Raw genomic sequence first — 21,791 nt, forward strand, 5'->3', positions numbered from 1 at the left:
CATGGACAAACGGGCTGTGGTGACGGCGGGGACCGGGGGAATCGGCCTGGAGACCGCGATGGGGCTGGCGGCGATCGGTCACGCGGTGACCGTGGTGGGTCGCAACGCCGTGCGGGGCGCCCGCGCGGTCGAACGAATCGACGCGGTCACGACCGGCCCGGGGGCGAGGTTCATCGCCGCGGACCTCGCGTCGCTCGATGCCGTACGAGCGCTCGCGACCCGCCTCGCCGGGGAAGGACCGTTGAACGTCCTGGTCAACAACGTCGGGGCGATGTTCGCGGACCGGCAGCAGACGGCGGACGGGATCGAGGCGTCGTTCGCCGTGAACCACCTTTCCCCGTACCTGCTGACCGAACTGCTGCTGGAACCGCTCCAGGCCGCAGGACCAGGCCGGATCGTGAGCGTCACCTCAGGTTCGATCCGGGTCGCCAAACGCTCCTTCGACGCCGTCGAGCCGCCGGGCGGCTACTACGGCTTCCACTGGTACGGCCGGGCGAAGCTCGCCAACCTCGCCTACACGCTGGATCTCGCGGAGCGGCTGCGAGGCACGGGCGTCTCGGTCTTCGCGGCCGATCCGGGCGGGGCGGCCACCGACATGACCAACGGCACCATGCTGTCGTCCAGAATCGTCTCGCCGGGACTGCGACTGCTCTGGCCGCTGCTCCGGCGAACCTTCGAATACGCCACGTCCGGCTCCGCGGCGGTGGCGGCACGGTCGTCGATCCTCGCCGCGGCCGACGCCTCGCTCGACGGGCGGACCGGCCTGGTCATCGGGCCCAGGGCCCGTCCCGTCCGCCCCTTCGCCCCCGCCACCGACCCGCGAACGGCCAAGGCCGTCCTGAGGCTCAGCCGGCAGCTGGCCCCGCTCGCCCCGACTGCCATCACGATCACCTGAGGCGAACCGCCGTCCGGTGCGGCGGTCGCGGAGCGCCACCCAGGGGGTCGGTCGCGGTCAGCGCGCGCCTGCCGCCCGCACCTCCTTCTTGCGCGCCCGGTAGGCCGCCGCCTTGATCTTGTTGCCGCAGGACTCCATGCCGCACCACTCCCGGCGCCCGCCGCGCGACCGATCGATGAAAATCTTGGTGCACTCGGGGTTGGCGCACTCCTTCATCAGTGGCATCTCCGGCCCGCTGAGCAGCTCGATGGCGTGCCGGGCCACGGTGGACAGCGCCTGCGCCGGGGTCGCCTCGACCCACCGCCCCTCGGCCGTGAGCTGGGGCGTCGCCGGGGGCGTGCGAGCCGTCTCGTTCACCAGGGCGAGCGCCCGGTCGTCGTATCCGTCACCGGCCAGCCGGGAGGTGACCAGCCCGTAGACGGCCTCCCGCAGCGCCACCGCCCGGACCAGATCCGCTTCCGTGCAGGAGGAGACGACGTCGACGACGCCGGACTCCACGTACCAGGCGTCGAGCCGGTCGGGAGCGTCGAGCGTCTCCACGTGCGCGGTGCGGCGCGCGCGGACCGTGCAGGCGAAGTCGAGCGCGGGGTTGCCGCACAGAAAGACATGATTCACATCACCAGTTTGACAGGTGACTTCCAGTCGTGCAATGGTCGTCACCATTTGAACCGGTGACGAATCAGGGGGCGTGGTGGAGTACGACTACGTAGTCGTGGGGGCGGGCACCGCGGGCAGCGTGCTGGCGGCCCGGCTGTCCGAGGACGCCGGCGCGCGCGTGGTGCTGCTGGAGGCGGGCGGCACCGGCCCGTCCGAGTTCGTCTCCGACCCGCCCGCGTGGCCGCGCCTGCTCGGGACGTCGCGCAACTGGGGGGAGCGCACCACCGACCAGGCGTCGACCGGGACGTCGATCCCGCTGGCCAGGGGCCGCGGGCTCGGGGGCTCGTCGGCCATCAACGCCATGGTCTTCACCCGAGGGCACCGCTCCGGCTATGACGCCTGGGCGGCGAAGGGATGGAGCTTCGACGACCTCCTCCCCTACCTCAAGCGGAGCGAACGGGCGCCGGGGCGCGGCACCAGGTGGCGAGGCCGGCGCGGCCCGCTGACCGTCGCCCCCGCCGCGGAGCCGAACCCCGTGCTCGAAGCCTGCGTGGAGGCGGCCGTGGAGGCCGGGCACCGCAGGGCCGCCGACATCTCCTCGGGCGTGGAGGAGGGCTTCGGATGGCCGGATCTGAACATCGTCGACGGCAGGCGGCAGAGCGCCGCCGACGCGTACCTGGCTCCGGCCTCCGGGCGCGGCAGCCTGCGCGTCATGACGGACGCCCCGGTCCGCCGCGTCCTGATCGGACGCGGCCGGTGCGTGGGCGTGGTCTGCACCGTCGGCGGCGAGCAGGTCACCGTACGGGCCACCAGGGAGGTGGTGCTCGCGGCCGGCGCCATCGGGACACCGCACCTGCTGATGCTGTCCGGCGTCGGGCCGCACCGGCACCTTCGGGAGGCGGGCGTCGAGGTCGTGCACGACCTGCCGGGGGTCGGGTCGAACCTGCAGGACCACGTCATGGCCGGTCTGGTGTACGCGCCCGCCCGCCCCATCCCCACGCCCAGGAACAACCACGGGGAGGCGCTCGGCCTGTTGCGCGGTCCGGACGCGCGGACCGGTCCCGACCTGCAGATCATCTTCGTGGACGTCCCGAGCCACTCCCCCGCGCTCGGCGGCCCGCAGCGGGGCTACACCATCCGCGTGTCCCTGATGCGCCCGCACAGCCGCGGCACCGTACGCCTGGCGTCCGCCTCCCCCGCGTCCCCGCCCGTCATCGACCCCCGCTACTACTCCGACGCGCGCGACCTGACCACGATGGTCGCGGGCCTGGAGGCCGCCAGGGAGATCGGCCGGGCGCGGGCGCTGGACGGCTGGCGCGGCGGCGAGGTGCTGCCCGGCGCGGACGTGCGGGACACCAGGGCCCTGCGGGCCTACCTGCGCGCGGGCCTGGCCTCGTACTTCCACCCGGCCGGCACCTGCGCGATCGGCCGGGACGAGGGCGCGGTGGTGGACGAGGAACTGCGGGTACACGGCATCGAGGGCCTGCGCGTGGCCGACGCGTCGGTGATGCCGTCGATCGTGTCGGGGAACACCAACGCGACCGTGTACGGCATCGCGGAGCGGGCCGCGGAACTCATCGCGCCTGCCTGACGCGGCGGGCGGCCCCAAGGACGCCGAACGCCGTGAGGCGGGACGCGAGGGCCGCGGCCGATCCGGCTCGGCGGCCCTCGCGTTCCCCGTTCGCGCCGCCGGGTTCAGAACACCTGGGCGAAGCAGGCGATGGCGACGGCCAACGCGAGCAGGACCACCGACAGGGCCCTTGCGAGATTCAGAATGTGCGACACGGTACTCCTTCGCTACTCCTTCGCTGCGGAGCGCCCGGCGCCGCCGACGCGGCGGGACGTCAGGCGGCGGCGGTCGCCCGGATGGTGACCGGGATGTTGCCCCGGGTGGCCTTGGAATAGGGACAGAGCTGGTGGGCGGCCGCGCCGAGCTCGTCGGCGGTCCTGGCGTCCACGCCGCCGAGTTCGAGGGTGAGGACGGCGCCGAGGCCGAACTCGTCGTCCTGGCTGTGGTTCAGGGTCACCTCGGCCGTGACGCTCGTGCTGGTCAGCCTCACCTTGCGCTGGGCCGCCGCCCTCCTGACCGCGCCGAGGAAGCAGGCGGCCCAGCCGGCGGCGAACAGCTGCTCGGGGTTGGTGGCTCCCCCGGCCCCGCCCAGCTCCTTGGGGATGGCGAGGGTGGTGTCGAGCAGGCCGTCGTCGGCCGTGACGCGGCCCCCGTTGCGGCCCTCTCCCGTCACGGTGACGACCGCGGTGTAGCTGGCAGCCATGGTGTTCTTCCTTCCTGGGGTGATCGGTCGTCCGAGCGGGCACGCCCACTGGCGTCACCTGTTCGGCTGGTGACGATGCTGGCAGCACCGCCCGTCACCTGTCAAACCGGTAACGCGCGGGGAGGGCTGGCGTGCCGCACGGCGGTGGCCCGCCACGGGAGATGATCGGGCCGCTGACACCGTCCCGCCCGCAAGAACGCCGGCATCCGAGCAAGCCTGACGGAAGTCTTACGGCTCCCCGTCGCCGTTGGCTCATCACCGTCGCGGCTGCTCGAATGGCGGGGTGACCGATTCACGAGACGAAGCAGAAAGCGGCCCTCCCATCGCGCGGCGGGTGATGTTCTCGATGCTCGCCGCCGGCGCCGCCGGCCTTGTGGCCGCGCCCTACCTGCAGGGCGGCTGGGAGAAGGCCCTGGGAGCCGTCTCCCAGAACGACCCCAGCGGGCTGACCGGGCTCCTGCCCAATCCGAGCGGCTTCCGCTACTTCAGCGTCGCGGGCTCGGTACCGACAAAGGACCGGACGAACTACCGGCTGACGATCGACGGCCTCGTCGACCGCCCCGCGACGTACACATTGGACGCCCTGCGCGCGTTGCCGCAGACCCGGGTCGTCGGTGACGTGGAGTGCACCGACGGCTGGCGGGTCCCGAACACGCCCTTCGAAGGGGTGCTGCTCTCGCACCTCCTCGACGCGGCCGGCGTGCGACCGGAGGCCAAGGCAGTCCGCTTCACCTGCTTCGACGGCGTGTACAGCGAAAGCCTCACGCTCGCGCAGGCGCGCCGTTCCGACATGCTGGTGGCCCTGAAGATGCAGGACAAGCCGCTCTCGCACCCTCAAGGCGGGCCCGTCCGGCTGTACGCGGCGCCGATGTACTTCTACAAATCAGCCAAATGGCTCTCCGGCATCTCCGTGACCGACAAGGTCATTCCTGGCTACTGGGAGGAGTACGGCTATGACGTCGACGGTTGGCTCGACGGAGCCGACCGCTCCGCCTGAGCGCTCCGGGCGCATACTGCGGTTCACCCGCGCCGAGCGACTGGTCCACCGTGCCACGGCCGGGCTCATGCTGCTGTGCGCGGGGGCGGCGGCCTGCCTGTACTTCTCGCCGCTGGCCCAGCTGGTCGGCCGCCGCCACCTGGTGGTCGTCATCCACGAGTGGTCGGGGATCCTGCTGCCGGCGCCGTTCCTGCTCGGCCTCGCCTCCTCGGCGTTCCGCGCCGACCTTCACAGGCTGAACCGGCTGGCGCGGTACGACAAGGAGTGGCTGCACGCGGTCCGCAAGGGCTGGACCTCGCCTGACCGGCGGCCCGCCGGCAAGTTCAACGCCGGGCAGAAGATCTACGCGGGGTGGATGGCCGGAACCGTACCGATCATGATGTTCACCGGCCTGCTGATGTGGTTCGGCGGACTCCTGCCGGTGATCTCCCGGACGAGCGTCATCTTCGTGCACGACGTGACGGCCCTGGCCATCGCCCTCGTGGTGCTCGGGCACATCCGGATGGCGTACCGGGATCCGCAAGCACGGCGGGGGATGCGCACCGGGTACGTGGAACCGGCCTGGGCGAGGAGACAGCACTCCAGGTGGGTGGAGAGGGACCGGTGACCACGGACCCACCGCGGCGGGTCACGGGCCGGAACCCGAAGATCGCCAGAACGGTGGGGCCAGGACCGGCGCCTCCACAGGACCCGGGGCAGACCAGAGGCTCCACCGAACCCGGATCGCTTCGATCTCCGGGCTCCTCGATCACCGACCGGTGCCCAGCCCGTCCGCGAACGGTGCCGCTTCCCGATCGCATGGCCATGAAGTGAGGAACATTCGATGGCGTCCCTGATTCGTTCTCGGGCAGGGACGTCATCTCGAAATGGTGGCGAATGAGGCGTTGGGCGTTCTCTCATCGGCGCTCGATGATCTGCAGGATGTCGGCGGGCGTGCTCGGCCCCTGCTCTCCGTGTTCGACGGGATCAGCCCGATCCAGATGAACGAGATGGTTGATCTGCTCCCCCTTCTCGTCCAGGACGACCAGGAAAGCCTCGACCATGGCGGGGTCGAAGATCTTGCCGGCATGGCGGTTCAGCTCGGCCACCACCTTCTCGATGGGCAGCGCAGGGCGGTAGCAGCGAGCGGTCGTCATCGCATCGAAGGCGTCGGCCACGGCGATGAGGCGGGCGATCTCGGGAATGTCGTGGCCCGCCAGTCCGTGGAGATAGCCGCGGCCGTCGAAGCGCTCGTGGTGGTACAAGATCCCATCGAGGGCGTGGCCGAGGAGAGTCCTGGCCGCGCTTGTCTCACGGACGTCGCGCAGCAGCTGCGGTACCTGGCCGACGATGCTCACGCCGTGGGTGACGTGTGCCTGGATAAGCTGAAACTCCTGTTCGGTCAGTGGCCCGGCCTTGCGCAGCACGGTGATGGGGACGGCGAGTTTGCCGATGTCGTGAAGGAGCCCGCCCAGGCGAGCGGCCGCCAGGTGATCGTCGGACAGGCCGGCCTGCCGGCCGATCAGTGCCGCAACCTCACCGATGCGTTGACTGTGGTGAAGAGTATGAGGGTCCTTGACCTCCATCGCGGCCAGCAACACCTCGGCCAGGTCCTCGACGCCGGCTTCGGCGTTGCCCGTGGCCTCGTGAGACGGCGACGAGCGGTTCCACAGCCGCGCGGCAGCGGTGGCCTGCCGCCGGTAGGCGGCGTTGACGATGAGGCGCTCGGCTCGGAGGTCGGCCACGGCCTGGTGAAGATCCGGCTCGATGGAATCATCGAGCCGCCTGGCCAGTAGGCGGGCCACGAGGGCGGCGGTGTTCTCGGCACCTGTGGGGATCGCCCGCAGCAAGAAGGTCTGGGCAGCTCCGGCGTCCCCGTGATCCAGCGCGGCCAAGCCCTGGTCATAGGCGGACAGCTCCGCGTCGACGGTCTCGGCCAGCCGGTCGATCCGCGTCGCCGCTCCCGGATCGGTGTCGGCGTGCCGAGCGGCGACGGTGAACCGGACCCGGGCCGCCTCGTCGTCGCGGTCGTCTTCGCCGGTGCCACCTGTAGCCATGTGCCGGACCAGCTCGTCAATGCTCATAGGAGATCTCCCCTCTACTCCGGCTGGTCGCAACCGGTGTGCTCGTCACGGTCTTTGAGTCGCCTGAGCGTCTTTCTGGCCGCGTTGAGCTGTGACTTGACGGTGCCTACGCTGACGCCCAGGATCTCGGCGGCCTGCACTTCCGACAGATCGGCGATGAGGCGTAAGCCGGCCACGTCGCGCTGTCGATCGGGCAGCCGCCGAAACCAGTCGATCAGCATGCCGGTCAACTCCACTCCGGCAACGGCATCGACGGGATCGGCCAGCGCCGCGAGGTAGTCCTCGTGGTCGTCGCGGTACCCGCCTCGGTGGTTGCGGGCGGCATGTCGGTGCCACAGCCGGATCGCCACCTTGTACAGGTAGGCCTTGGGGTCGTCGTAGTAGGAGATGGTCGCCCAGCGTCTGCGCACGATCAGGAAGGCGTCCTGGACGATGTCGTCGCAGTCGCTGTCGGCGCAGCCCTGAGCGAGGAGATAGCGGCGCAGCGACCGGCGCTGTTGCAGGAAGAACGCCGACAGGCCTTCGTCGACCGGACACGCCTGTAGCGCCACGGGTCTGGCGGATGGGCGGGCGGGTTTCGGTATCGGCGCGCTCACGAGGGCGTGTCCGCGGTCGCCGATGTCATGCCGTCCTGGTGGTGCCAGGTCGAGCACGCTGATCGCGCATCACCGGCACGGGCCAGACGCACGACCTCCATGATCATTTCTTGTTGGGCGTGTTCGGCAGCGGCTTTTCGCTCGCGTCTCCGCCGGACTTCCCGCAGCACCTCCCCGCCCATGACCACGAACGTGACCAGAGCAGCCACCATCTCGGGATCGATCACAACGACCAGCACACCGGTCACCTCCCTTCCTCGGCCTTTTTTCACCTGACGTTTCCTTAAAGGCGGGAAAGTCGATAGAGGTTGGGGCTTCGAGGCAACCGGTCCATCACCCAAAGAGTGGGGCAGGTACTGCATCGTTAACGGCTGATCAGTCTTCACTGCCGATGATGGGCCGAAACCAATGGCAAAGCGGAACCTGTCAAGCTTGGTGAGACATGGTTGTTTCAGTTGTTCTGTACCTATTTCTCCCGTTTGCCTGGGTCGTTGATCCCTGCTGTGGCGGGGATCGCGGGCGGGGGTCACTGCGCTGGGGACCACGGCGTTGCTCGTGACGTTGACGGGAGCGCCAAGCGCCCGCGCCGGCCCGGTGCCGCCGGACGCCCTGGTGATGACCGGCTGCGGCTCCCTTGAACCTTATAGATTGCCGAGCTCCCGACCTCTGATCTTGGATGAGCGATGTCGAACCCTGCCCGTCCACACACGCTGATGCTCCGCTCGGGGCGGCGAAGCTCGCAAAGGGAGAACCTGTCATGAAGCACATGAAGATGCGCGGTGTCGTCCTGTCGCTGGTCACGGTCATGGTCAGCGCGACCACCGTTGTGCTTGCATCGGCACCGGCACAGGCCACGCCCGACGAGTGTGACGGCACTGCCGTCATCGGGGTGTTCCAGCGAGTGGGATACGGAGCGTCCTTCAACTACGCCGGCCGGGTGGTCGAGTTGCAGAACGAGAGCGCGCTGGACCTCTACAGCCGAGCGGAGATCAAGTCTGGACGCAAGTCGGGCGACCAGGTGTGGGTCGACCGCAGCTTCCGCGCGTTCAACGACTTCAAGGGGCCTGTCAGCAACGCCGACGCCGAGTCGCAGGGCTGGAAGCAGTGCGGCCCGTTCAGCGGATCGCGGACGCAGTCCGTTCTCAACCACATCTGGGCGGCCCGCGCCTGTGCCCGCATGGACGGTGTGAGCAAGTGCGGCGCCTGGTACGTCGACTGACGAGGGTCGGTCGCGCCCAGGGCCAGGCTCTCCTGGGCGCGACCGGTTCGCCGACGGCTTGGCGGAGGTCGGGTCGACCGCCGTGTCCGGCAGAACGGAACTTGTCCTACGACGCCGCCCACCACCGCTGGGTGGCTACTGCGACGCCGCCGGGATTCGCGCAGCGGCTGCACCTGAGGCTCTTCATTGATCGTCGAGAAAGAGCTCTTCGATCTTCAGGTTGAACAGCTTGGCGAGACGGAAGGCGACCGGAAGGCTCGGGTCGAACTTATCTGTTTCGATCGCGTTGATCGTCTGTCTTGACACGCCGACACGCTGAGCCAGGTCGGCCTGCGTCCAGGCGCGTTCGCTCCGGAGGTCCTTGATGCGGTTCTTCATCGATATCTGATCTTGCCGACGACGAAGGTGATCACGTAGACGACTCCCAGGAGCACGGGGAAGAGTGCGACATCGACGTCGTAGGCGATGAGGTCGGCGGCGTCCGCGACGACGTAGGCGAATCCGCCGACCCACCCCACTCCGAGGGTGACCGCCAGCGCATCCTGAACGATCTTCCGCTGCAACTCATCTTGTCCTCGGAGAAAGCGCGCGAAGGCGACGATCCATCCGATGCCGACGACAAGATTGGCGGCAACCGCGGCCCAGTTCGCCACCGGTTGCTGCGAATCCCACAAGAGGCCGGGACCGAATCTGGCCAAGGCAAGGGTCGCCACCCAGGCGAGTGTCCAGAGCGCGAGTCGAACGGCTGTCTTGATCGATTCCTGATAGGCCTCGGTCTCGTCGTGTGCTTGCACGAGCTGCCTCCCTGAGACTGGAAGTCAAGTACACTTGACACGATAGAAGGCACCCGCAGCGATGTCAAGTACACTTGACATCTGCCGGGCCGGCTCCGGTCCTGGCGGCGTGGGGCCGCCGTCGGGTCCGCCTGGCAGCCATCGCTTGACACCACGATGTGCTCGGACATCTGGGGAGACGTTCGGGAGGAGAACGCCGGCTTGCTTCGATCATCAGCGGTGAACGTGGCGAGAACGGGGCGTCAGGAAGCGTTCGCGGGCCGCGGCGCGATCCGCCCCTGAGGCCGATCGGCGAGCCACCTCAGCAGGAGTAACCGCGTGCGGCCTGCGCCGCGCTGCAGGCGCGTTCGGCGGCGCGACCGGTGATGGTTCGGCAACGGACCAGAACGAGGGGCGCGAGTCAGCGCACGTATCCCTTTTCCGTTGCTTGTGAGTGTGCTGTGGTGAGCGCGCTCTCAGGCAGCTTCCGGCTTGCGCCGGAGCGTTCCCCGTTTCCGGGGTTCCCGTTTCGCCGGTGCGCGCCCGGCACGGGTGCCGGGTCCTACCGCTCCTCCACGGGCGTTTCGCGTCTCCCCGCAACTCTGGGCGACGTCGGCCGCGAGCGCGGCCAGATTCAGCGCGGCATTGAGATCCCGCCCCAGGGCAAGGCCGCACTCGGCGCAGGCGTAGGTGCGTTCGGACAGGGCGAGCTTGGCTTTCACCGTGCCGCAACCCGAACAGGTCTTACTGGAGGGATACCACCGGTCGGCGACCACGAGCCGTCCGCCGCTCCACCCGGTTTTGTAAGACAGCTGCCGCCGCACCTCGGCCAGGCCGACATCGGCGATGGCGCGGGCCAGGCGACGGTTACGGACCATCCCGGCCACGTTGAGGTCTTCGACCACGACCGTGCCCCAGGTGGCCGCCAGACGGGTGGTGAGCTGGTGGATGCCGTCGCGCCGCTGGTTGGCCACCCGCGCGTGTGCCGTGCCCAGCGCGGCCTTGGCCTTGGCCCAGCGGGCCGAGGCCTGTCGCCTGGCCCTGGTCGGCCAGTCCTTCGCCGGTAACGCCGCCGCCAACGCCGACCGGCTCGCCGAGGACGGGACGGCACTGCCGTGGCCGGCGTACGTCACCTCCTCCGACTTCGCCGTCGACCTGGCGGAGAACTGGCAGTCGGAGTACTTGCAGTTCCTGCTGTTCATCCTGGCCACGGTCTGGCTGGTGCAGCGTGGCTCGCCCGAGTCGAAGAAGCCGGGCAGGCAGGGAGAGGAAAGCGACGCCGAGCAGAAGACCGGCCGGCACGCGGACGCGGACAGCCCGGCCTGGGCCGGGGCGGGCGGATTGCGCCAGGCCCTGTATGGCCGCTCCCTCGGCCTGCTCATGGGGTTGATCTTCGTGTTGTCGTGGCTGGCGCAGTCGGTGGCGGGCACGGCCGCCTACAACGCCCGGCAGCTCGCTCAGCTGCAGGACCCCCTCGGCTGGGGGGAGTACGTCTTGTCGGCCGACTTCTGGAACCGGACCCTGCAGAACTGGCAGTCGGAGTTCCTGGCCGTCCTGTCGATGGTCGTGTTCTCGGTCTATCTGCGCCAGCGTGGCTCCCCGGAGTCCAAACCCGTCGGTACCCCGCACGAGGAGACCGGCGTGGAAGGCTGACCCGCCACACATCGTGCCCTTTCCACCGCGCCTCGCGGGCACCGCGTGACGTCCTTGCTCCGCTCAGCCGCGCACCGGCTTCGGGGCCGGATCGCCTGCTCCGCCATGATCGGCTACCGCTCATGCACGTGATACATGGTCCGATATCACGTGCATGAGCGGCCGCCTGCGGTGCCGTCGTGGAACCGGTGATGAAGGCCGCGGCGGAGCGGGCCACGCCGGCCCGCTCCGCGCACACCGTGGCCGCCCTGGGCGACTCCCTGCCGCCGGAGCCGCCGCCGGACGAGGCGTGTCGCGCACGGACGCTCGAGGAACGCGCGCCGCGGCTGCGCCCCCGCTAGTCCCCGGCCATCACGGTGAAGGTGAACCCGGTGCTCGTCGGACGGCGCAACGAAGTGTCGCACTTGATCCGGCGCCGCACCTCGTTCCTGCTGAAGCCGAGCCCGCGTGCGATGAGCCAGTCCGGGCGCACCGGGACCGGATCCTCGAAGACGACCTCCATCTGGACCGGCCACGCCTCGTCGAGCCATACCGGCGGGGTGTCCAGCCGCCAGGCCCCCTTCCAGTCCAGGGTGAAGCGGTTGCGCCGGGCGAGCAGCGGATCCAGCAGCCTGGACGCCACCAGCTCCGGATCGTTGGCGTGATAGCCGTCGAGCTCGGCCGGATCGAAGGATCTGACCGGTGCTCGCTCGTGCACGGTGAGCTTGCTCGTCCGATCGCAGGACACGCAGCGGACCAGCAGCCACACGTCCAGCAGGTTGCCGTTGGCGTTGACGCGGAACCTGCCCTCGCCGGTGGTGGCCGACTCCGATCGGCAGTCCACGCACCGCAACGACAGCAGAGGCAGCCTGGTCCGGCGAACGACCCAGGGCAGCACGATATGAGGTTGTGAAGACATGATCTCTCTAGACCTGACACGAGGCCGATTGCGCGCGGCCTCAAACGCTGTATGACCGGGCGCGCACGGGCAGCCCGGTAGAGCCGGCAAAAGGGCCGGCTTGAAGGTGAGCGAAAGAAGGTGTCAGGTCTAAAGAGCAGGCGGGGTCACGCGGTTTTTCCTCTGTCCTCACTGCGACGCGGTCGCAGGCAACTTACGGCAACGCGGGCGGAAGGCTCAAACGGTTTTCCGGCGAGTGGTCCCTGCCGCGATGGGGAAGCCCCTTCTCCTTCCTCTTCCTCGCACCGGCCGTCGCCGGTGTCCAGGGTGAGGGTCGGCAAGGATCGGCGTCAGCGCGGGGTGAGGACGCAGAACTCGTTGCCCTCCGGGACGGAAAGGACGTCGACGCAGACGGCGACGGGGTCGGGATAGACGAAGCCCTCAGGCTCGACGTTGGTCACGCCGGGTTCCTCGCTGGAGACACTCCAGCCGAGCGCCTCCGCCCAGAACCGGCCGACCGCTGTTAGTAGAACACGCTGCTCGCGGTCGGTGCGCGCCCTCGAGGCCGAGTGGCGGGCGGCCTGCCAGCGATCGGGTTTCCATCGTTGGCAGGCCGCCCGCCTCGGAGGCCAGCCGGGTAGGTGCGTCACAAGGACAGAGCAGCTGTAGGCCAGGAGTTGCCGAGAGCGCCGAACCTCTGGATGGCCGTGGTCTCGTCCCGGAGGGCCTGGGTCAGACTCCGAACGCCGCCGGGTAGCGGATGGTGCCGGTTGGCACAGGCCGGGAGGGGTCGAAGACGAGCGCCATCATGTACTTGTCCTCGACGTCGAAGGGCGGCCGGATGAAGTGGCTGGAGGCCGGGACGAAGCCGAAGCGGGGGTAGTACTCGGCGTGGCCGAGCACGAGCACGAGGTTCTCGCCTTGCTCACGGGCGGCGTCGAGGGCGGCGTGGACGGCGGCGGCACCGGCGCCGCGCCGCTGGTGCTCGGGCCGCACGGCGCACGGGCCCAGAGTGAGGGCCGGAGAGCCGTCGACGTGGCAGCGGGTGAGCAGCGCGAACCCTGCGATGGAGCCGTCGGGCGCCTCGGTGACCCAGGACAGGCCGGGGATCCACGCCTGCGGATCGGCGCGCAGCGCCTCGACCAGGTCGGCCTCGTGAGAGGTGGGGAAGGCCGCGAGGTTGACCTCGCGGATCTGGGTAAGGTCGGCGGCGGTCTCGGGGCGGGTGGTCCAGGAAGTGGTCATGGGAGTGTTCGCGTCCGTTTCTTTGCTTGCCTGGGGGCGCAGGACGTAGCCGGTGTACTGGTAGTCAGTGCCGTGCTCGTGGCGCATGGTGATCTCTTGCAGCGTGGCCGCGACCGCTTCGCGCATCCCGGCCACGGTCGGGTCAGCCGCGTGGGTTCGTTCCGACAGCGGCGTGTAGGGCTGGTGCAGGTCGACCGCGGTGACCTCGGCGGCGGCCTCCTCGGCCGACACCAAGCTGGAGCGGCCCGGCCCGCAGCCGATGTGCAGCACACGCGGACGCGGCGGAAGCGGTCCGGCCAGGGCGAGCAGGCGGCGGGTGGTCGCGTCGGAGCCGGGACCCTGGCGGGGCAGGCCGTGGTGCAGGGCGAAGAACGCCGTCACGACGGAGTCGGTGATCGTGTGTCACGACGGAGTCGGTGATCGTGTCGTGAAAGGCGTCGCTCGCGGCGGTGGCTGTTGCTTGCGGGCAATGGTCCGGCCCGGGAGTGCACTCGGCCGGCGGGTGGGTCTGCGGCGTTGATGGGATGCGGTCGGTCATGACTGCTGGTCCCTGAACTTGTAGGTGGCGCGCAGATGGCTGGTGATGGCCTTCTGCCGGTTGGTACGTTCGCCGCGTAGCCGGGCATCGGTGCGCGAGGCCGCCCACGCGTTCTCGCGTTGTAGCTTGCGGTAGCTGCCCAGACGGCGCTCGGTCAGCTCGCCCGCCCGGATGGCGGCCTGAACCGCGCAACCCGGTTCGGTGTTGTGGGAGCAGTCGCCGAAGCGGCAGTCCCGGGCGAGGCTTTCGATCTCGGCGAAGACCTGTTCCAGGCCGTCGGTGGCGTCATGGAGACTGATCCCGCGCAGGCCGGGCGTATCGATGAGGACCCCGCCGCCGGGCAGGGGAACCAGCTCGCGGCGGACGGTGGTGTGGCGGCCCTTGCCGTCCTGCTCGCGTACCGTGCCGGTGGCCAGCAGTTCCTCGCCGAGCAGCGTGTTGCCGAGGGTGGACTTGCCCGCGCCCGAGGGGCCGAGCAGCACGGTGGTGCCGTGCATCATCGCGGGCAGCACGTCGATGTTGTGACCGGTGGCGACGCTGGTGACCAGGATGTCCACGCCGGGTGCCAGCGCTTCGGCCTCGGCGTGGACGGCCTCGGGATCGTGGGCTAGGTCCGCCTTGGTCAAGACGATCACCGGCTGTGCCCCGCTCTCCCAGGCCAGGGCGAGCAGCCGCTCCAGTTTGGCCGCGTCCAGGGGCGTGGCCAGGGACAGGGCGATGACGACCGTGTCGACGTTGGCGGCGAGCACCTGTCCGTGGGAGGACCTGGACGCCGACGAGCGCACGATCGCGCTGTGCCGCGGCAGCAGCGCCACCAGGTGCGGCTCGGCGCCCGGCCGCAGCGCGGCCCAGTCGCCGGTGCAGGGCGCCAGGAGCGGGTCGGGAGAGTACAGCGCCGTGAGGGCGGCCCGCACCGGGCCGGACTCGGTGACCGCGTCACACAGGCCACGATCCACCCGTGCGATCCGGGCCGGTACCAGGCCGGCCTCGCGGTGTTCGGCGAAGGCGTTGTCGAGTGTTTCCGTCCATCCGTACCGGGTCAGGCCGACGTCAAATGGATCCGTGAAGAGATTTGGCAACGTGAGACACCTTGGGGAAGGGGCCCCGACGAGACGCAGACACTACCCTGCCTCGTAAGCCGGACGGCTCACGGCGAGGGTAAGAAGTGGGTCAGACCGGGGCCCGGGACGTGAGGAATGTCCGGGCGCTGCACACGGCAGCGGTCTTCACCGCGGTCATCAAACCTCACCTCCCTCTCATCCGGAAATCCAACAGCCAACGATCAGCAGCCTAGCACTCCCAGCAGAACGCCCTGTCACGGGTTCCTGTGCTGGAGGGTAAGGAACCTCGTGTTCTGGTTATTGCTACCGGGACCCCGTCGCGCGTCGGGGGCCGGGCAGGATGCGTTCGACCACGTCGGTGACCAGGGTGTGGATCTGGTCCTCGGGAAAGATGTCGGGCAGCGTGAGCCGTTCCAGGATCAGCCAGTTCAGCGCCAGGTAGAGCAGGACCACGGTGGTCGCGTCGCCGGGCAGGCCGGCCTGGGTGTGGTGGCTGATGTTGGCCTCGACGTCGGCACGGATGCGTTCGGTGAGCAGGCGGCGCAGTTCCGGGCGGCGGGTGGCCTCCAGTCGTAGCTCCAGCAGTGCCAGGTATCCGGAGCGGAAGTGGCTGACGCGGTCCACCAGGTCGTGCATGAGCTCGGTGACCCGGTCGCGGTCACGCGGACCCTCCAGGACGGCGGCCATCACCCCCGGGTCGGGCTCCAGCCGCTCGTAGAAGCGGTGGCCGACCTGGGTGAGCAGATCGTCGCGGTTGTCGAAGTAGTTGGAAGCCGTGCCGTTGGGCACCCGCGCCTCGACGTCGACGGCGCGGAAGGTCAGCCCGCGCGCGCCCTCGCGGGCCAGGACCTCGATGGCCGCGTCGAGGAGTGCCGCCCGTCGTGCCGGGTTCTGCCGCATTGCGATCTCTCCTGGAATCGATGTTGACACCACTTCAATCATAGTACTACGGTTCAACCACTACAGGCAGAGTACTACGCCGAAAGCACCAACTGGGAGGAACGCAGAGATGCGAGTTCAGCTCAACGCCCTGACCGGCTTCACCGCGCCGTCCGCCGCCGCTCCGTCATGGACCGCCGGCCCGGCCTCACGCCCCTTCCCCCAGGCCAAGCCGGGTCGCCGGCAGCCGAATCCCCAACCGCGCTCGGTGCCGCGGCCCAGGCCCCTGCCCAGGCCCGGCGGCAACCGGTAGCCCGGCGCGGCCGGCTCCAGGACGCCGCCGCTTTACGCCATCCCGCTTGAAACCAAATAAAGACCGCGAACAGGACCAGATATGCGAAAGCTCGTTTACTACATCGGCATGACCATCGACGGCCGCATCGCCGCCCCCGACGGGAGCGCCGACTTCTTCCCGGTGACGCAGGACGTCATCGACTTCATCGTCGAGGACTATCCCGACACCCTGCCGACGCACCTGCGCGAGCAGCTCGGCGTGCACGGCCCCAACCGGAACTTCGACGCCGGAGTGCAGGGGCGCGTCACCTACGAGCCCGCCCTGGAGATCGGGGTCACCAGCCCGTACGCCCACCTGCGCCAGTACGTGGTCTCGGAAAGCATGAAAGAGACCCCGGACCCCGCGGTTGAGATCATCTCCACCGACGTGGTCGGCAGGATCCGCCGGCTGAAGGCAGAGGACGGCAAGGACGTCTACCTGACGGGCGGCGCCCGGCTGGCGGGCACCCTGCTCCCGGAGATCGACAAGCTCGTCATCAAGCTCTACCCGGTGGTCGCCGGAGCCGGGATCCCCCTGTTCACCACCGACTTCTCCCCCACCCACTTCGAGCTCACGGGCACCCGCACCCTCGAGAACGGCACGGTCATCCTCACCTACGACAAGAAGTGACCGCTGTGGCGGGGGCAGTCCACCGGCGATCACCCCATCGTCCTGGACCGCCCGCACGCGGACGCCTCGGCCGCCGACCGCATCGCGGTCGCGGCCGAGCCGCTCGCCACGAGCCTGCGCGCCTTCCGTGAGCACGGCGCGCAGTGGCTCCCGCTCCACAACCCGACGCTGCCCGCCGGCAGACCTAGCCCGAACAAAGCTGGGCGCGAAGGGTCTGGCCGGCCCACTGCTCCCAGCGCTCACGTGACCAGCCCCGCTCGCGGGTGAACAGCAGGTACAGCTCGGGGCTGAGCAGGCCGAACAGCAGATCGGCCGCTTCCTCCGCCGGCAGTCGTTCCCGTGCGCCCGGTTTGGCGACCAGTGCTTCGGCGGCCTCTCGATGGACGACGTAGCGCGGATCGACCTCGTGCGGCCACAGGGCGGCGACCTCGGGGTCGCTCGCGACCGCTCCTTCCAGGACTTTGCCGATGGGCGCGGCTCGTTCCAGGATGGAGGTCGTGCCGGCGACGTAGGCGCGGACCATGTCGTGGGCGGTGTCCGCGGCCAGCGCGTCGGTGTACCACCGCCGGTCCATCGTGGCCACGGGCTCCTCGTCGCCCGCGATTGTGACGTCGACCAGCTCCTTCAGCAGGGCGCGTTTGTTGCCGAAGACGAAGTAGATCGTCTGCACCGCGACCCCGGCCCGGTCGGCGACGTCCTGAAGATTCGTCGCGCCGTATCCGTCCCGCACGAACAACTCCAGTGCCGCCGCCAGGATGCGCTGTCGCGTCTCCTGCGCTCTCCGCGCCCGCTTGCTCGCCGGTTTGACATCACTCATGGCTAGAGTCTATCTCTAGATACAGTTACTAGAAGTCAACTCTAGAGAAGAGGTCTAGCCATGTCGATCGTCAGCGTCACGCGCTTCCAGGCCGATCCCGCCGACACCGACCAGGTCCGGGCCAGGCACGCCGCCCTGGTCACCGCGATCAGGGCCGCCCAGCCCGGCCTCACCGAGGCACGCCTCGGCCGGCTCGACGACGAGACGTGGGTCGGCGTCTGGCGCTGGGACAGCGCCGCCAGCCTGCGGGCGGCCCGCCAGGCGGCGCCCGGCACCGCGGCGGCCGTCGCGGCGTTCGAGGTGGCCCGCGAGGTCACGGCGGAGGACATCGAGATCCTCGACGAGCTCTGACCGCCCGCCCCGGCCCCGCGACCCGGGGCCGGGGTTCCCCCACCGAGGAGATGACATGATCGATATCGAAGCGCTGACCAAGGTGTACGGCACGGCCCAGGCGCGGGCCGTCGACGAGGTGTCGCTGCGCGTTCCCGCCGGATCGGTGTTCGGCTTCCTGGGACCCAACGGCGCGGGCAAGACCACCACCATCAAGATGCTCGCCGGATTGCTGACCCCCACCTCCGGCCGGGTCCGGCTGGGCGGCTTCGACGTGACCCGGCAGCGTTCGGCCGCGATGGCGCAGTTCGGAGCCGTGCTGGAGGGTTCGCGCAACGTCTACTGGAGCCTGTCGGCCTGGCAGAACCTGATGTACTTCGGCCGGCTCAAAGGCCTACGCAAGGCCCAGGTCGCCGACCGTGCCAGGGACCTGCTGACCGGGTTGGGGCTGTGGGAACGGCGCGGCGACAAGGTCGGCGGCTTCTCCCGCGGCATGCAGCAGAAGGTCGCGATCGCCGTCGCCCTGATCGCCGGCCCGCCGATCGTGCTGCTGGACGAGCCGACGCTCGGCCTGGACGTCGAGGCCACCCGCGTCGTCAAGGAATGGATCGCCGAGCTGGCCCGCGAACTGGGCACCACCGTTCTGATCACCACGCACCAGCTGGACGTGGCCCAGGAGCTGTGCGACCGGGTGGCCGTCATACGCCGGGGACGGCTCGTGGCCGACCTGCCCACGCACGAGCTGCTGGCCGGCTTCCGCGAACGCGACCGCTACGAGATCCGCGTCGAAGGAACCGCGCCGGCCGGCTTCGACGCCGTCACCCGCGAGGGCGTCACCACGATCAACGTGCGGGTGAACGAGCCCGGCGAGGTGTACGACGTGGTCGAACGCCTGCGCGCGCACGGGGCCGTCCTGGAGTCGCTGACCCAGGTCCAGCCCGACCTGGAGGACGTGTTCCTCGCCCTGGTGAACGAGCCGTCCCATGCTTGACGTCCTGGGCGCCGAGATCGGCAAGGGGCTGCGCGTGCAGCTGGCCCACCCGATCGGCCACGTCATCACGCTGCTGATCAGCACCATGATGTACCTCGGCCTGCAGTTCGTGCTGGGCCAGGGGCAGCTGCGCCAGGATCTGCTGCCGCAGACCCTCGTCGCGATCGGCGGCTACTGGTTCCTGCAGTACGCCGCGCTGGTGATGGTGGCCGACCTCATCGAGGAGAAACGCGCCGGCACCTTCGCTCAGGCCCAGATGAGTACGGCGCCACCGTGGCTGCCGATGCTCGGCCGGCTGGTCACCGCCTCAGTGTTCGGCCTGGCGGTCGCCGCCGTCGCCACGCTCGTCCCCATGCTGGTGGCCGGGGTCACGATCCCGGCGCGCTGGGCGGCGCTCCTGCCCGCCGTACTTTTGGGGGTGAACGTGCTGGCCTTCACCTTCCTGCTGGCGGCCCTCGCCCTGGTCTCCCCGATGATCGGCGCCCTGCAGTCGCTGTTCACCTCACTGGTGTTGCTGCTCAACGGCTCGTTCCTGCCGCTGGTCTTCTATCCGGACTGGCTGGCCGTTCTCGCCAGGGTCCTGCCCACCACGCTGGGCATCGAGGCGATCACCCAGACGCTGTTCGGGGGCCGGAGCCTGTCCGAGGTCTGGAGCGGCGGCACCCTGCCCTGGCTGCTCCTGCACACTTTCGCCCTGGTCGCGGTCAGCGGCCTGCTGTTCGTCCGCAACCACCGCCGAACCCTGCGGGAGTCCTCATGAGCTTCGCTCGCGGATTCGCCGCCGAAGTCGGCAAGGGCCTGCTCAACCTGGCCGTCGGCTGGCGTGAAGGCATCCTGGAAATGGTCACGTTTCCGCTGTTCTACCTGCTCATCGTGCTGTTCATGGGACGCGGGCAGCTGCTCCCCGACCTGCTGCTGCCGATGCTGCTCGGCATGGTGGCGCTGACCTTCATCCACGAGCAGGTCAACCGGGTGTTCTGGAGCTACCTGGGCGACATCCAGTCCGGGGTGCTGGAACAGACCTACCTGACCCCGCTGCCCTCGGCCGCGAGCATCCTCGGCCGCCAGGTGGCCGCCGTGATCTCGGCCCTGCCCGCCGCGCTGGCCGTCCTGGCCACCGGCGCCGTCGCCATCACCCTCCAGGGCGGGCGGCTGCCCCTCGACGCGCAGGTGATCGTGCCGCTGGCCGCCATCGCGCTGGGCACCTGCGGGCTGGCTCTGATCCTGTGCGGGCTGACCCTGGTGTTCAAACGCATCGAGATCATCACCCAGCTGTCGGTGGCCGTCTACGCCATCGCCGGCGGCACCCTGGTCCCCCTGGCCGCCATGCCCGATCCGATCGCCGCCCTCAGCCGGCTGCTGGTTCCCGTCGCGCCCGGCATCGAGGCCATGCGCGACATCCTGCTCGGCGGCCACTCCCTGGCCGCCCTGCCGACCGGCTGGGGCCTGGGATGGCTGCTGGTCCAGCCGTTGCTCCTCACCACCGCCGGGGTGGTGCTGTTCAATCGACTCGAACACCTCGCCAAACGCCGCGGCACCCTCGGCCGCCACTAGAAGGTGGAGACCACCATGACAACGGACACCGTGACCGTGCGACCCGTCGGCCAGGTGGTGGGCGGGCGCGGCGAGATGGTCGAAGACGACTGGCACGACGTTCGAGCCGTGATCCGGCTGGACGGCGAGTCCTTCACCACCTCGGCGGTGCAGGGCCTGGAGGACTTCTCCCACCTGGAGGTCGTCTTTCTCTTCGATCGCATCGATCCGGCCGAGGTGCGCACCGATCCCCGTCCCCCGCGGGGGAATCCGGACGCGGCCCCGGTGGGGATCTTCGCCCACCGCGGACCGTACCGGCCCAACCGTCTCGGCGTCTCCCGCTGCCGGCTCCTCGCCGTGGACGGCCTGAACCTGCACATCGCCGACCTGGACGCGCTGTCAGGTACACCCGTCCTGGACATCAAGCCGTACCTGATCGAGTTCGCTCCCCGCCATCCGGTCGTCCAGCCGGCTTGGGCCACCGAGCTCATGAGCCTCTACTACTGAGGTTCCCTGCGGCTTGCCACCCCCGCCAAGTGATCAACCCGGTCCGCCGGGCCATGACCTCTCGTGGATGACACCGTTGCTTGTGAGTGTGCTGTGGTGAGCGCGCTCTCAGGCAGCTTCCGGCTTGCGCCGGAGCGTTCCCCGTTTCCGGGGTTCCCGTTTCGCCGGTGCGCGCCCGGCACGGGTGCCGGGTCCTACCGCTCCTCCACGGGCGTTTCGCGTCTCCCCGCAACTCTGGGCGACGTCGGCCGCGAGCGCGGCCAGATTCAGCGCGGCATTGAGATCCCGCCCCAGGGCAAGGCCGCACTCGGCGCAGGCGTAGGTGCGTTCGGACAGGGCGAGCTTGGCTTTCACCACGCCGCAACCCGAACAGGTCTTACCGGAGGGATACCACCGGTCGGCGACCACGAGCCGCCCGCCGCTCCACCCGGTTTTGTAAGACAGCTGCCGCCGCACCTCGGCCAGGCCGACATCGGAGACGGCGCGGGCCAGGCGACGGTTACGGAGCATCCCGGCCACGTTGAGGTCTTCGACCACGACGGTGCCGTAAGTGGCCGCCAGGCGGGTGGTGAGCTGGTGGATGCCGTCGCGCCGCTGGTTGGCCACGCGGGCGTGTGCCGTGCCCAGCGCGGCCTTGGTCTTAGCCCAGCGGGAGGAAGGCTCGCGCCTGCTACCGTCCGGGGCGCGGGGGCCGACGCGGCGGGCGAGCTGCTTGTTCAACCGGCGCAGCCGCTTGAGCGCCGAGCGGTGATGCCTGGGATTGGCGACGACCTCGCCGGTGGACAACACCGCGAGGTCCTTGACCCCGAGATTCACCCCGACGACGACGGCGCCCGGCCGGGCCGGGGCGCGGTCGGCGCGGTCGAGCTCGCAGGTGAACGCCACGAACCACCGCCCCCCTCACCGCGGACGGTGGCCGACAGGATCCGCCCCGTGCCGCGCTCCACGTGCCGGGCCAGTTTCCGGGTCGACTCACCCGTACG

At 69.7% G+C, this 21,791-nt stretch carries 27 protein-coding genes and 1 pseudogene; 13 read left to right on the forward strand and 15 right to left on the reverse strand.

Annotated features, from left to right (window positions below; translation table 11 throughout):
* The first annotated feature begins 1 nt into the window (after window position 1).
* Window positions 2-895, forward strand: a complete 894-nt coding sequence (locus tag ACTOQ2_RS25120) for an SDR family NAD(P)-dependent oxidoreductase (RefSeq protein WP_440102679.1) — start codon at window positions 2-4, stop codon at window positions 893-895.
* A 57-nt stretch (window positions 896-952) separates the two neighbouring features.
* Here the strand turns inward: ACTOQ2_RS25120 and ACTOQ2_RS25125 are convergent, their stop codons facing one another.
* A complete protein-coding gene (locus ACTOQ2_RS25125; RefSeq protein ID WP_440102681.1) occupies window positions 953-1,510 on the reverse strand; it encodes a CGNR zinc finger domain-containing protein in 558 nt (185 codons plus the stop codon).
* A gap of 76 nt (window positions 1,511-1,586) precedes the next feature.
* Between ACTOQ2_RS25125 and ACTOQ2_RS25130 the strand changes: the two genes are divergently transcribed.
* A complete protein-coding gene (locus ACTOQ2_RS25130; RefSeq protein WP_440102683.1) occupies window positions 1,587-3,083 on the forward strand; it encodes a GMC family oxidoreductase in 1,497 nt (498 codons plus the stop codon).
* A gap of 253 nt (window positions 3,084-3,336) precedes the next feature.
* Here the strand turns inward: ACTOQ2_RS25130 and ACTOQ2_RS25135 are convergent, their stop codons facing one another.
* Window positions 3,337-3,765 carry an organic hydroperoxide resistance protein gene (locus ACTOQ2_RS25135; protein WP_440102685.1) on the reverse strand — a complete coding sequence of 143 codons (429 nt, stop codon included), beginning with the start codon at window positions 3,763-3,765 and terminating at the stop codon, window positions 3,337-3,339.
* Between the two features lie 283 nt (window positions 3,766-4,048).
* Between ACTOQ2_RS25135 and ACTOQ2_RS25140 the strand changes: the two genes are divergently transcribed.
* Together ACTOQ2_RS25140 and ACTOQ2_RS25145 are read left to right on the forward strand one after the other, a co-directional pair.
* Window positions 4,049-4,762, forward strand: coding sequence for a molybdopterin-dependent oxidoreductase (locus ACTOQ2_RS25140; protein ID WP_440102686.1), 714 nt, complete (start codon window positions 4,049-4,051; stop codon window positions 4,760-4,762).
* Window positions 4,719-5,369, forward strand: coding sequence for a cytochrome b/b6 domain-containing protein (locus ACTOQ2_RS25145; RefSeq protein ID WP_440102687.1), 651 nt, complete (start codon window positions 4,719-4,721; stop codon window positions 5,367-5,369). The genes ACTOQ2_RS25140 and ACTOQ2_RS25145 overlap by 44 nt, the downstream gene beginning before the upstream one ends.
* 289 nt (window positions 5,370-5,658) lie before the next feature.
* On the opposite strand, the gene ACTOQ2_RS25150 is transcribed toward ACTOQ2_RS25145, so the two are convergent.
* The 3 genes from ACTOQ2_RS25150 to ACTOQ2_RS25160 are packed head-to-tail and all read right to left on the reverse strand — an operon-like array spanning window position 5,659 to window position 7,669.
* Window positions 5,659-6,825 carry an HD-GYP domain-containing protein gene (locus ACTOQ2_RS25150; protein ID WP_440102689.1) on the reverse strand — a complete coding sequence of 389 codons (1,167 nt, stop codon included), beginning with the start codon at window positions 6,823-6,825 and terminating at the stop codon, window positions 5,659-5,661.
* A gap of 14 nt (window positions 6,826-6,839) precedes the next feature.
* Window positions 6,840-7,376: an RNA polymerase sigma factor gene (locus tag ACTOQ2_RS25155; protein WP_440102690.1), complete on the reverse strand. Its 537-nt coding sequence runs from the start codon at window positions 7,374-7,376 to the stop codon at window positions 6,840-6,842.
* Between the two features lie 41 nt (window positions 7,377-7,417).
* A complete protein-coding gene (locus ACTOQ2_RS25160; RefSeq protein ID WP_440102692.1) occupies window positions 7,418-7,669 on the reverse strand; it encodes a hypothetical protein in 252 nt (83 codons plus the stop codon).
* 509 nt (window positions 7,670-8,178) lie between these two features.
* On the opposite strand from ACTOQ2_RS25160, the gene ACTOQ2_RS25165 reads away from it, so the two are divergent.
* Window positions 8,179-8,640 carry a hypothetical protein gene (locus ACTOQ2_RS25165; RefSeq protein ID WP_440102693.1) on the forward strand — a complete coding sequence of 154 codons (462 nt, stop codon included), beginning with the start codon at window positions 8,179-8,181 and terminating at the stop codon, window positions 8,638-8,640.
* A gap of 183 nt (window positions 8,641-8,823) precedes the next feature.
* Here ACTOQ2_RS25165 and ACTOQ2_RS25170 read toward each other — a convergent pair whose 3' ends face one another.
* From ACTOQ2_RS25170 to ACTOQ2_RS25180, 3 genes are all read right to left on the reverse strand, one after another.
* On the reverse strand, window positions 8,824-9,018 hold the full coding sequence (locus tag ACTOQ2_RS25170) for a helix-turn-helix transcriptional regulator (protein ID WP_440102694.1): 195 nt from the start codon (window positions 9,016-9,018) through the stop codon (window positions 8,824-8,826).
* Window positions 9,015-9,434 carry a hypothetical protein gene (locus tag ACTOQ2_RS25175; RefSeq protein WP_440102696.1) on the reverse strand — a complete coding sequence of 140 codons (420 nt, stop codon included), beginning with the start codon at window positions 9,432-9,434 and terminating at the stop codon, window positions 9,015-9,017. The genes ACTOQ2_RS25170 and ACTOQ2_RS25175 overlap by 4 nt, the downstream gene beginning before the upstream one ends.
* A gap of 455 nt (window positions 9,435-9,889) precedes the next feature.
* Window positions 9,890-10,492 carry an RNA-guided endonuclease TnpB family protein gene (locus ACTOQ2_RS25180; RefSeq protein ID WP_440102698.1) on the reverse strand — a complete coding sequence of 201 codons (603 nt, stop codon included), beginning with the start codon at window positions 10,490-10,492 and terminating at the stop codon, window positions 9,890-9,892.
* Between ACTOQ2_RS25180 and ACTOQ2_RS25185 the strand changes: the two genes are divergently transcribed.
* Window positions 10,416-11,066 carry a DUF6766 family protein gene (locus tag ACTOQ2_RS25185; RefSeq protein ID WP_440102699.1) on the forward strand — a complete coding sequence of 217 codons (651 nt, stop codon included), beginning with the start codon at window positions 10,416-10,418 and terminating at the stop codon, window positions 11,064-11,066. The genes ACTOQ2_RS25180 and ACTOQ2_RS25185 overlap by 77 nt on opposite strands.
* 179 nt (window positions 11,067-11,245) lie before the next feature.
* Entirely contained in the window at window positions 11,246-11,407 is a 162-nt protein-coding gene (locus ACTOQ2_RS25190) for a hypothetical protein (protein WP_440102701.1), read from the forward strand.
* On the opposite strand, the gene ACTOQ2_RS25195 is transcribed toward ACTOQ2_RS25190, so the two are convergent.
* The 5 genes and pseudogenes from ACTOQ2_RS25195 to ACTOQ2_RS25215 form a co-directional block, all read right to left on the reverse strand.
* Window positions 11,404-11,943, reverse strand: a complete 540-nt coding sequence (locus ACTOQ2_RS25195; RefSeq protein ID WP_440102703.1) for a DUF1062 domain-containing protein — start codon at window positions 11,941-11,943, stop codon at window positions 11,404-11,406. The two genes, ACTOQ2_RS25190 and ACTOQ2_RS25195, sit on opposite strands and share 4 nt — an antisense overlap.
* A 383-nt stretch (window positions 11,944-12,326) precedes the next feature.
* Window positions 12,327-12,464: pseudogene (locus ACTOQ2_RS25200) on the reverse strand (VOC family protein); the annotation flags it as partial.
* A gap of 211 nt (window positions 12,465-12,675) precedes the next feature.
* Window positions 12,676-13,188 (reverse strand): GNAT family N-acetyltransferase, encoded by a 513-nt coding sequence (locus tag ACTOQ2_RS25205; RefSeq protein WP_440102730.1) that lies wholly within the window; start codon window positions 13,186-13,188, stop codon window positions 12,676-12,678.
* A gap of 534 nt (window positions 13,189-13,722) precedes the next feature.
* Window positions 13,723-14,805 (reverse strand): ribosome small subunit-dependent GTPase A, encoded by a 1,083-nt coding sequence (gene rsgA, locus ACTOQ2_RS25210; protein ID WP_440102704.1) that lies wholly within the window; start codon window positions 14,803-14,805, stop codon window positions 13,723-13,725.
* A 285-nt stretch (window positions 14,806-15,090) separates the two neighbouring features.
* On the reverse strand, window positions 15,091-15,687 hold the full coding sequence (locus ACTOQ2_RS25215; RefSeq protein WP_440102706.1) for a TetR/AcrR family transcriptional regulator: 597 nt from the start codon (window positions 15,685-15,687) through the stop codon (window positions 15,091-15,093).
* A 373-nt stretch (window positions 15,688-16,060) separates the two neighbouring features.
* Between ACTOQ2_RS25215 and ACTOQ2_RS25220 the strand changes: the two genes are divergently transcribed.
* Entirely contained in the window at window positions 16,061-16,630 is a 570-nt protein-coding gene (locus ACTOQ2_RS25220) for a dihydrofolate reductase family protein (protein WP_440102708.1), read from the forward strand.
* A gap of 184 nt (window positions 16,631-16,814) precedes the next feature.
* Here ACTOQ2_RS25220 and ACTOQ2_RS25225 read toward each other — a convergent pair whose 3' ends face one another.
* A complete protein-coding gene (locus tag ACTOQ2_RS25225; protein ID WP_440102710.1) occupies window positions 16,815-17,447 on the reverse strand; it encodes a TetR/AcrR family transcriptional regulator in 633 nt (210 codons plus the stop codon).
* A 60-nt stretch (window positions 17,448-17,507) separates the two neighbouring features.
* Between ACTOQ2_RS25225 and ACTOQ2_RS25230 the strand changes: the two genes are divergently transcribed.
* From ACTOQ2_RS25230 to ACTOQ2_RS25250, 5 genes are read left to right on the forward strand one after another with little or no spacing between them, the layout of a single operon-like run.
* The gene (locus tag ACTOQ2_RS25230; protein ID WP_440102712.1) at window positions 17,508-17,798 is read left to right on the forward strand and encodes an antibiotic biosynthesis monooxygenase; all 291 of its coding nucleotides are present in this window, start codon (window positions 17,508-17,510) and stop codon (window positions 17,796-17,798) included.
* Window positions 17,799-17,853: 55 nt separating this feature from the next.
* The gene (locus ACTOQ2_RS25235; RefSeq protein WP_440102714.1) at window positions 17,854-18,768 is read left to right on the forward strand and encodes an ABC transporter ATP-binding protein; all 915 of its coding nucleotides are present in this window, start codon (window positions 17,854-17,856) and stop codon (window positions 18,766-18,768) included.
* Window positions 18,761-19,528 carry an ABC transporter permease gene (locus ACTOQ2_RS25240; protein WP_440102716.1) on the forward strand — a complete coding sequence of 256 codons (768 nt, stop codon included), beginning with the start codon at window positions 18,761-18,763 and terminating at the stop codon, window positions 19,526-19,528. Before ACTOQ2_RS25235 ends, ACTOQ2_RS25240 begins: the two co-directional genes overlap by 8 nt.
* The gene (locus ACTOQ2_RS25245; RefSeq protein WP_440102718.1) at window positions 19,525-20,322 is read left to right on the forward strand and encodes an ABC transporter permease; all 798 of its coding nucleotides are present in this window, start codon (window positions 19,525-19,527) and stop codon (window positions 20,320-20,322) included. The genes ACTOQ2_RS25240 and ACTOQ2_RS25245 overlap by 4 nt, the downstream gene beginning before the upstream one ends.
* A gap of 15 nt (window positions 20,323-20,337) precedes the next feature.
* Entirely contained in the window at window positions 20,338-20,808 is a 471-nt protein-coding gene (locus ACTOQ2_RS25250; RefSeq protein ID WP_440102720.1) for an SAM-dependent methyltransferase, read from the forward strand.
* A gap of 108 nt (window positions 20,809-20,916) precedes the next feature.
* On the opposite strand, the gene ACTOQ2_RS25255 is transcribed toward ACTOQ2_RS25250, so the two are convergent.
* A complete protein-coding gene (locus tag ACTOQ2_RS25255; protein ID WP_440102722.1) occupies window positions 20,917-21,693 on the reverse strand; it encodes an RNA-guided endonuclease TnpB family protein in 777 nt (258 codons plus the stop codon).
* Between the last annotated feature and the right edge of the window lie 98 nt (window positions 21,694-21,791).

The organism is Streptosporangium sp. H16 (genome assembly GCF_051918855.1).
Taxonomy (GTDB): Bacteria; Actinomycetota; Actinomycetes; order Streptosporangiales; family Streptosporangiaceae; genus Streptosporangium.

Coding starts and splice junctions, on each gene's coding strand:
- ACTOQ2_RS25250 (WP_440102720.1), top strand. CDS start 20,338: ATGACAACGGACACCGTGACCGTGCGACCCGTCGGCCAGGTGGTGGGC.
- ACTOQ2_RS25135 (WP_440102685.1), bottom strand. CDS start 3,765: ATGGCTGCCAGCTACACCGCGGTCGTCACCGTGACGGGAGAGGGCCGC.
- ACTOQ2_RS25170 (WP_440102694.1), bottom strand. CDS start 9,018: ATGAAGAACCGCATCAAGGACCTCCGGAGCGAACGCGCCTGGACGCAG.
- ACTOQ2_RS25235 (WP_440102714.1), top strand. CDS start 17,854: ATGATCGATATCGAAGCGCTGACCAAGGTGTACGGCACGGCCCAGGCG.
- ACTOQ2_RS25225 (WP_440102710.1), bottom strand. CDS start 17,447: ATGAGTGATGTCAAACCGGCGAGCAAGCGGGCGCGGAGAGCGCAGGAG.
- ACTOQ2_RS25150 (WP_440102689.1), bottom strand. CDS start 6,825: ATGAGCATTGACGAGCTGGTCCGGCACATGGCTACAGGTGGCACCGGC.
- ACTOQ2_RS25145 (WP_440102687.1), top strand. CDS start 4,719: ATGACGTCGACGGTTGGCTCGACGGAGCCGACCGCTCCGCCTGAGCGC.
- ACTOQ2_RS25230 (WP_440102712.1), top strand. CDS start 17,508: ATGTCGATCGTCAGCGTCACGCGCTTCCAGGCCGATCCCGCCGACACC.
- ACTOQ2_RS25245 (WP_440102718.1), top strand. CDS start 19,525: ATGAGCTTCGCTCGCGGATTCGCCGCCGAAGTCGGCAAGGGCCTGCTC.
- ACTOQ2_RS25120 (WP_440102679.1), top strand. CDS start 2: ATGGACAAACGGGCTGTGGTGACGGCGGGGACCGGGGGAATCGGCCTG.
- ACTOQ2_RS25215 (WP_440102706.1), bottom strand. CDS start 15,687: ATGCGGCAGAACCCGGCACGACGGGCGGCACTCCTCGACGCGGCCATC.
- ACTOQ2_RS25205 (WP_440102730.1), bottom strand. CDS start 13,188: ATGACCACTTCCTGGACCACCCGCCCCGAGACCGCCGCCGACCTTACC.
- ACTOQ2_RS25240 (WP_440102716.1), top strand. CDS start 18,761: ATGCTTGACGTCCTGGGCGCCGAGATCGGCAAGGGGCTGCGCGTGCAG.
- ACTOQ2_RS25165 (WP_440102693.1), top strand. CDS start 8,179: ATGAAGCACATGAAGATGCGCGGTGTCGTCCTGTCGCTGGTCACGGTC.
- ACTOQ2_RS25220 (WP_440102708.1), top strand. CDS start 16,061: ATGCGAAAGCTCGTTTACTACATCGGCATGACCATCGACGGCCGCATC.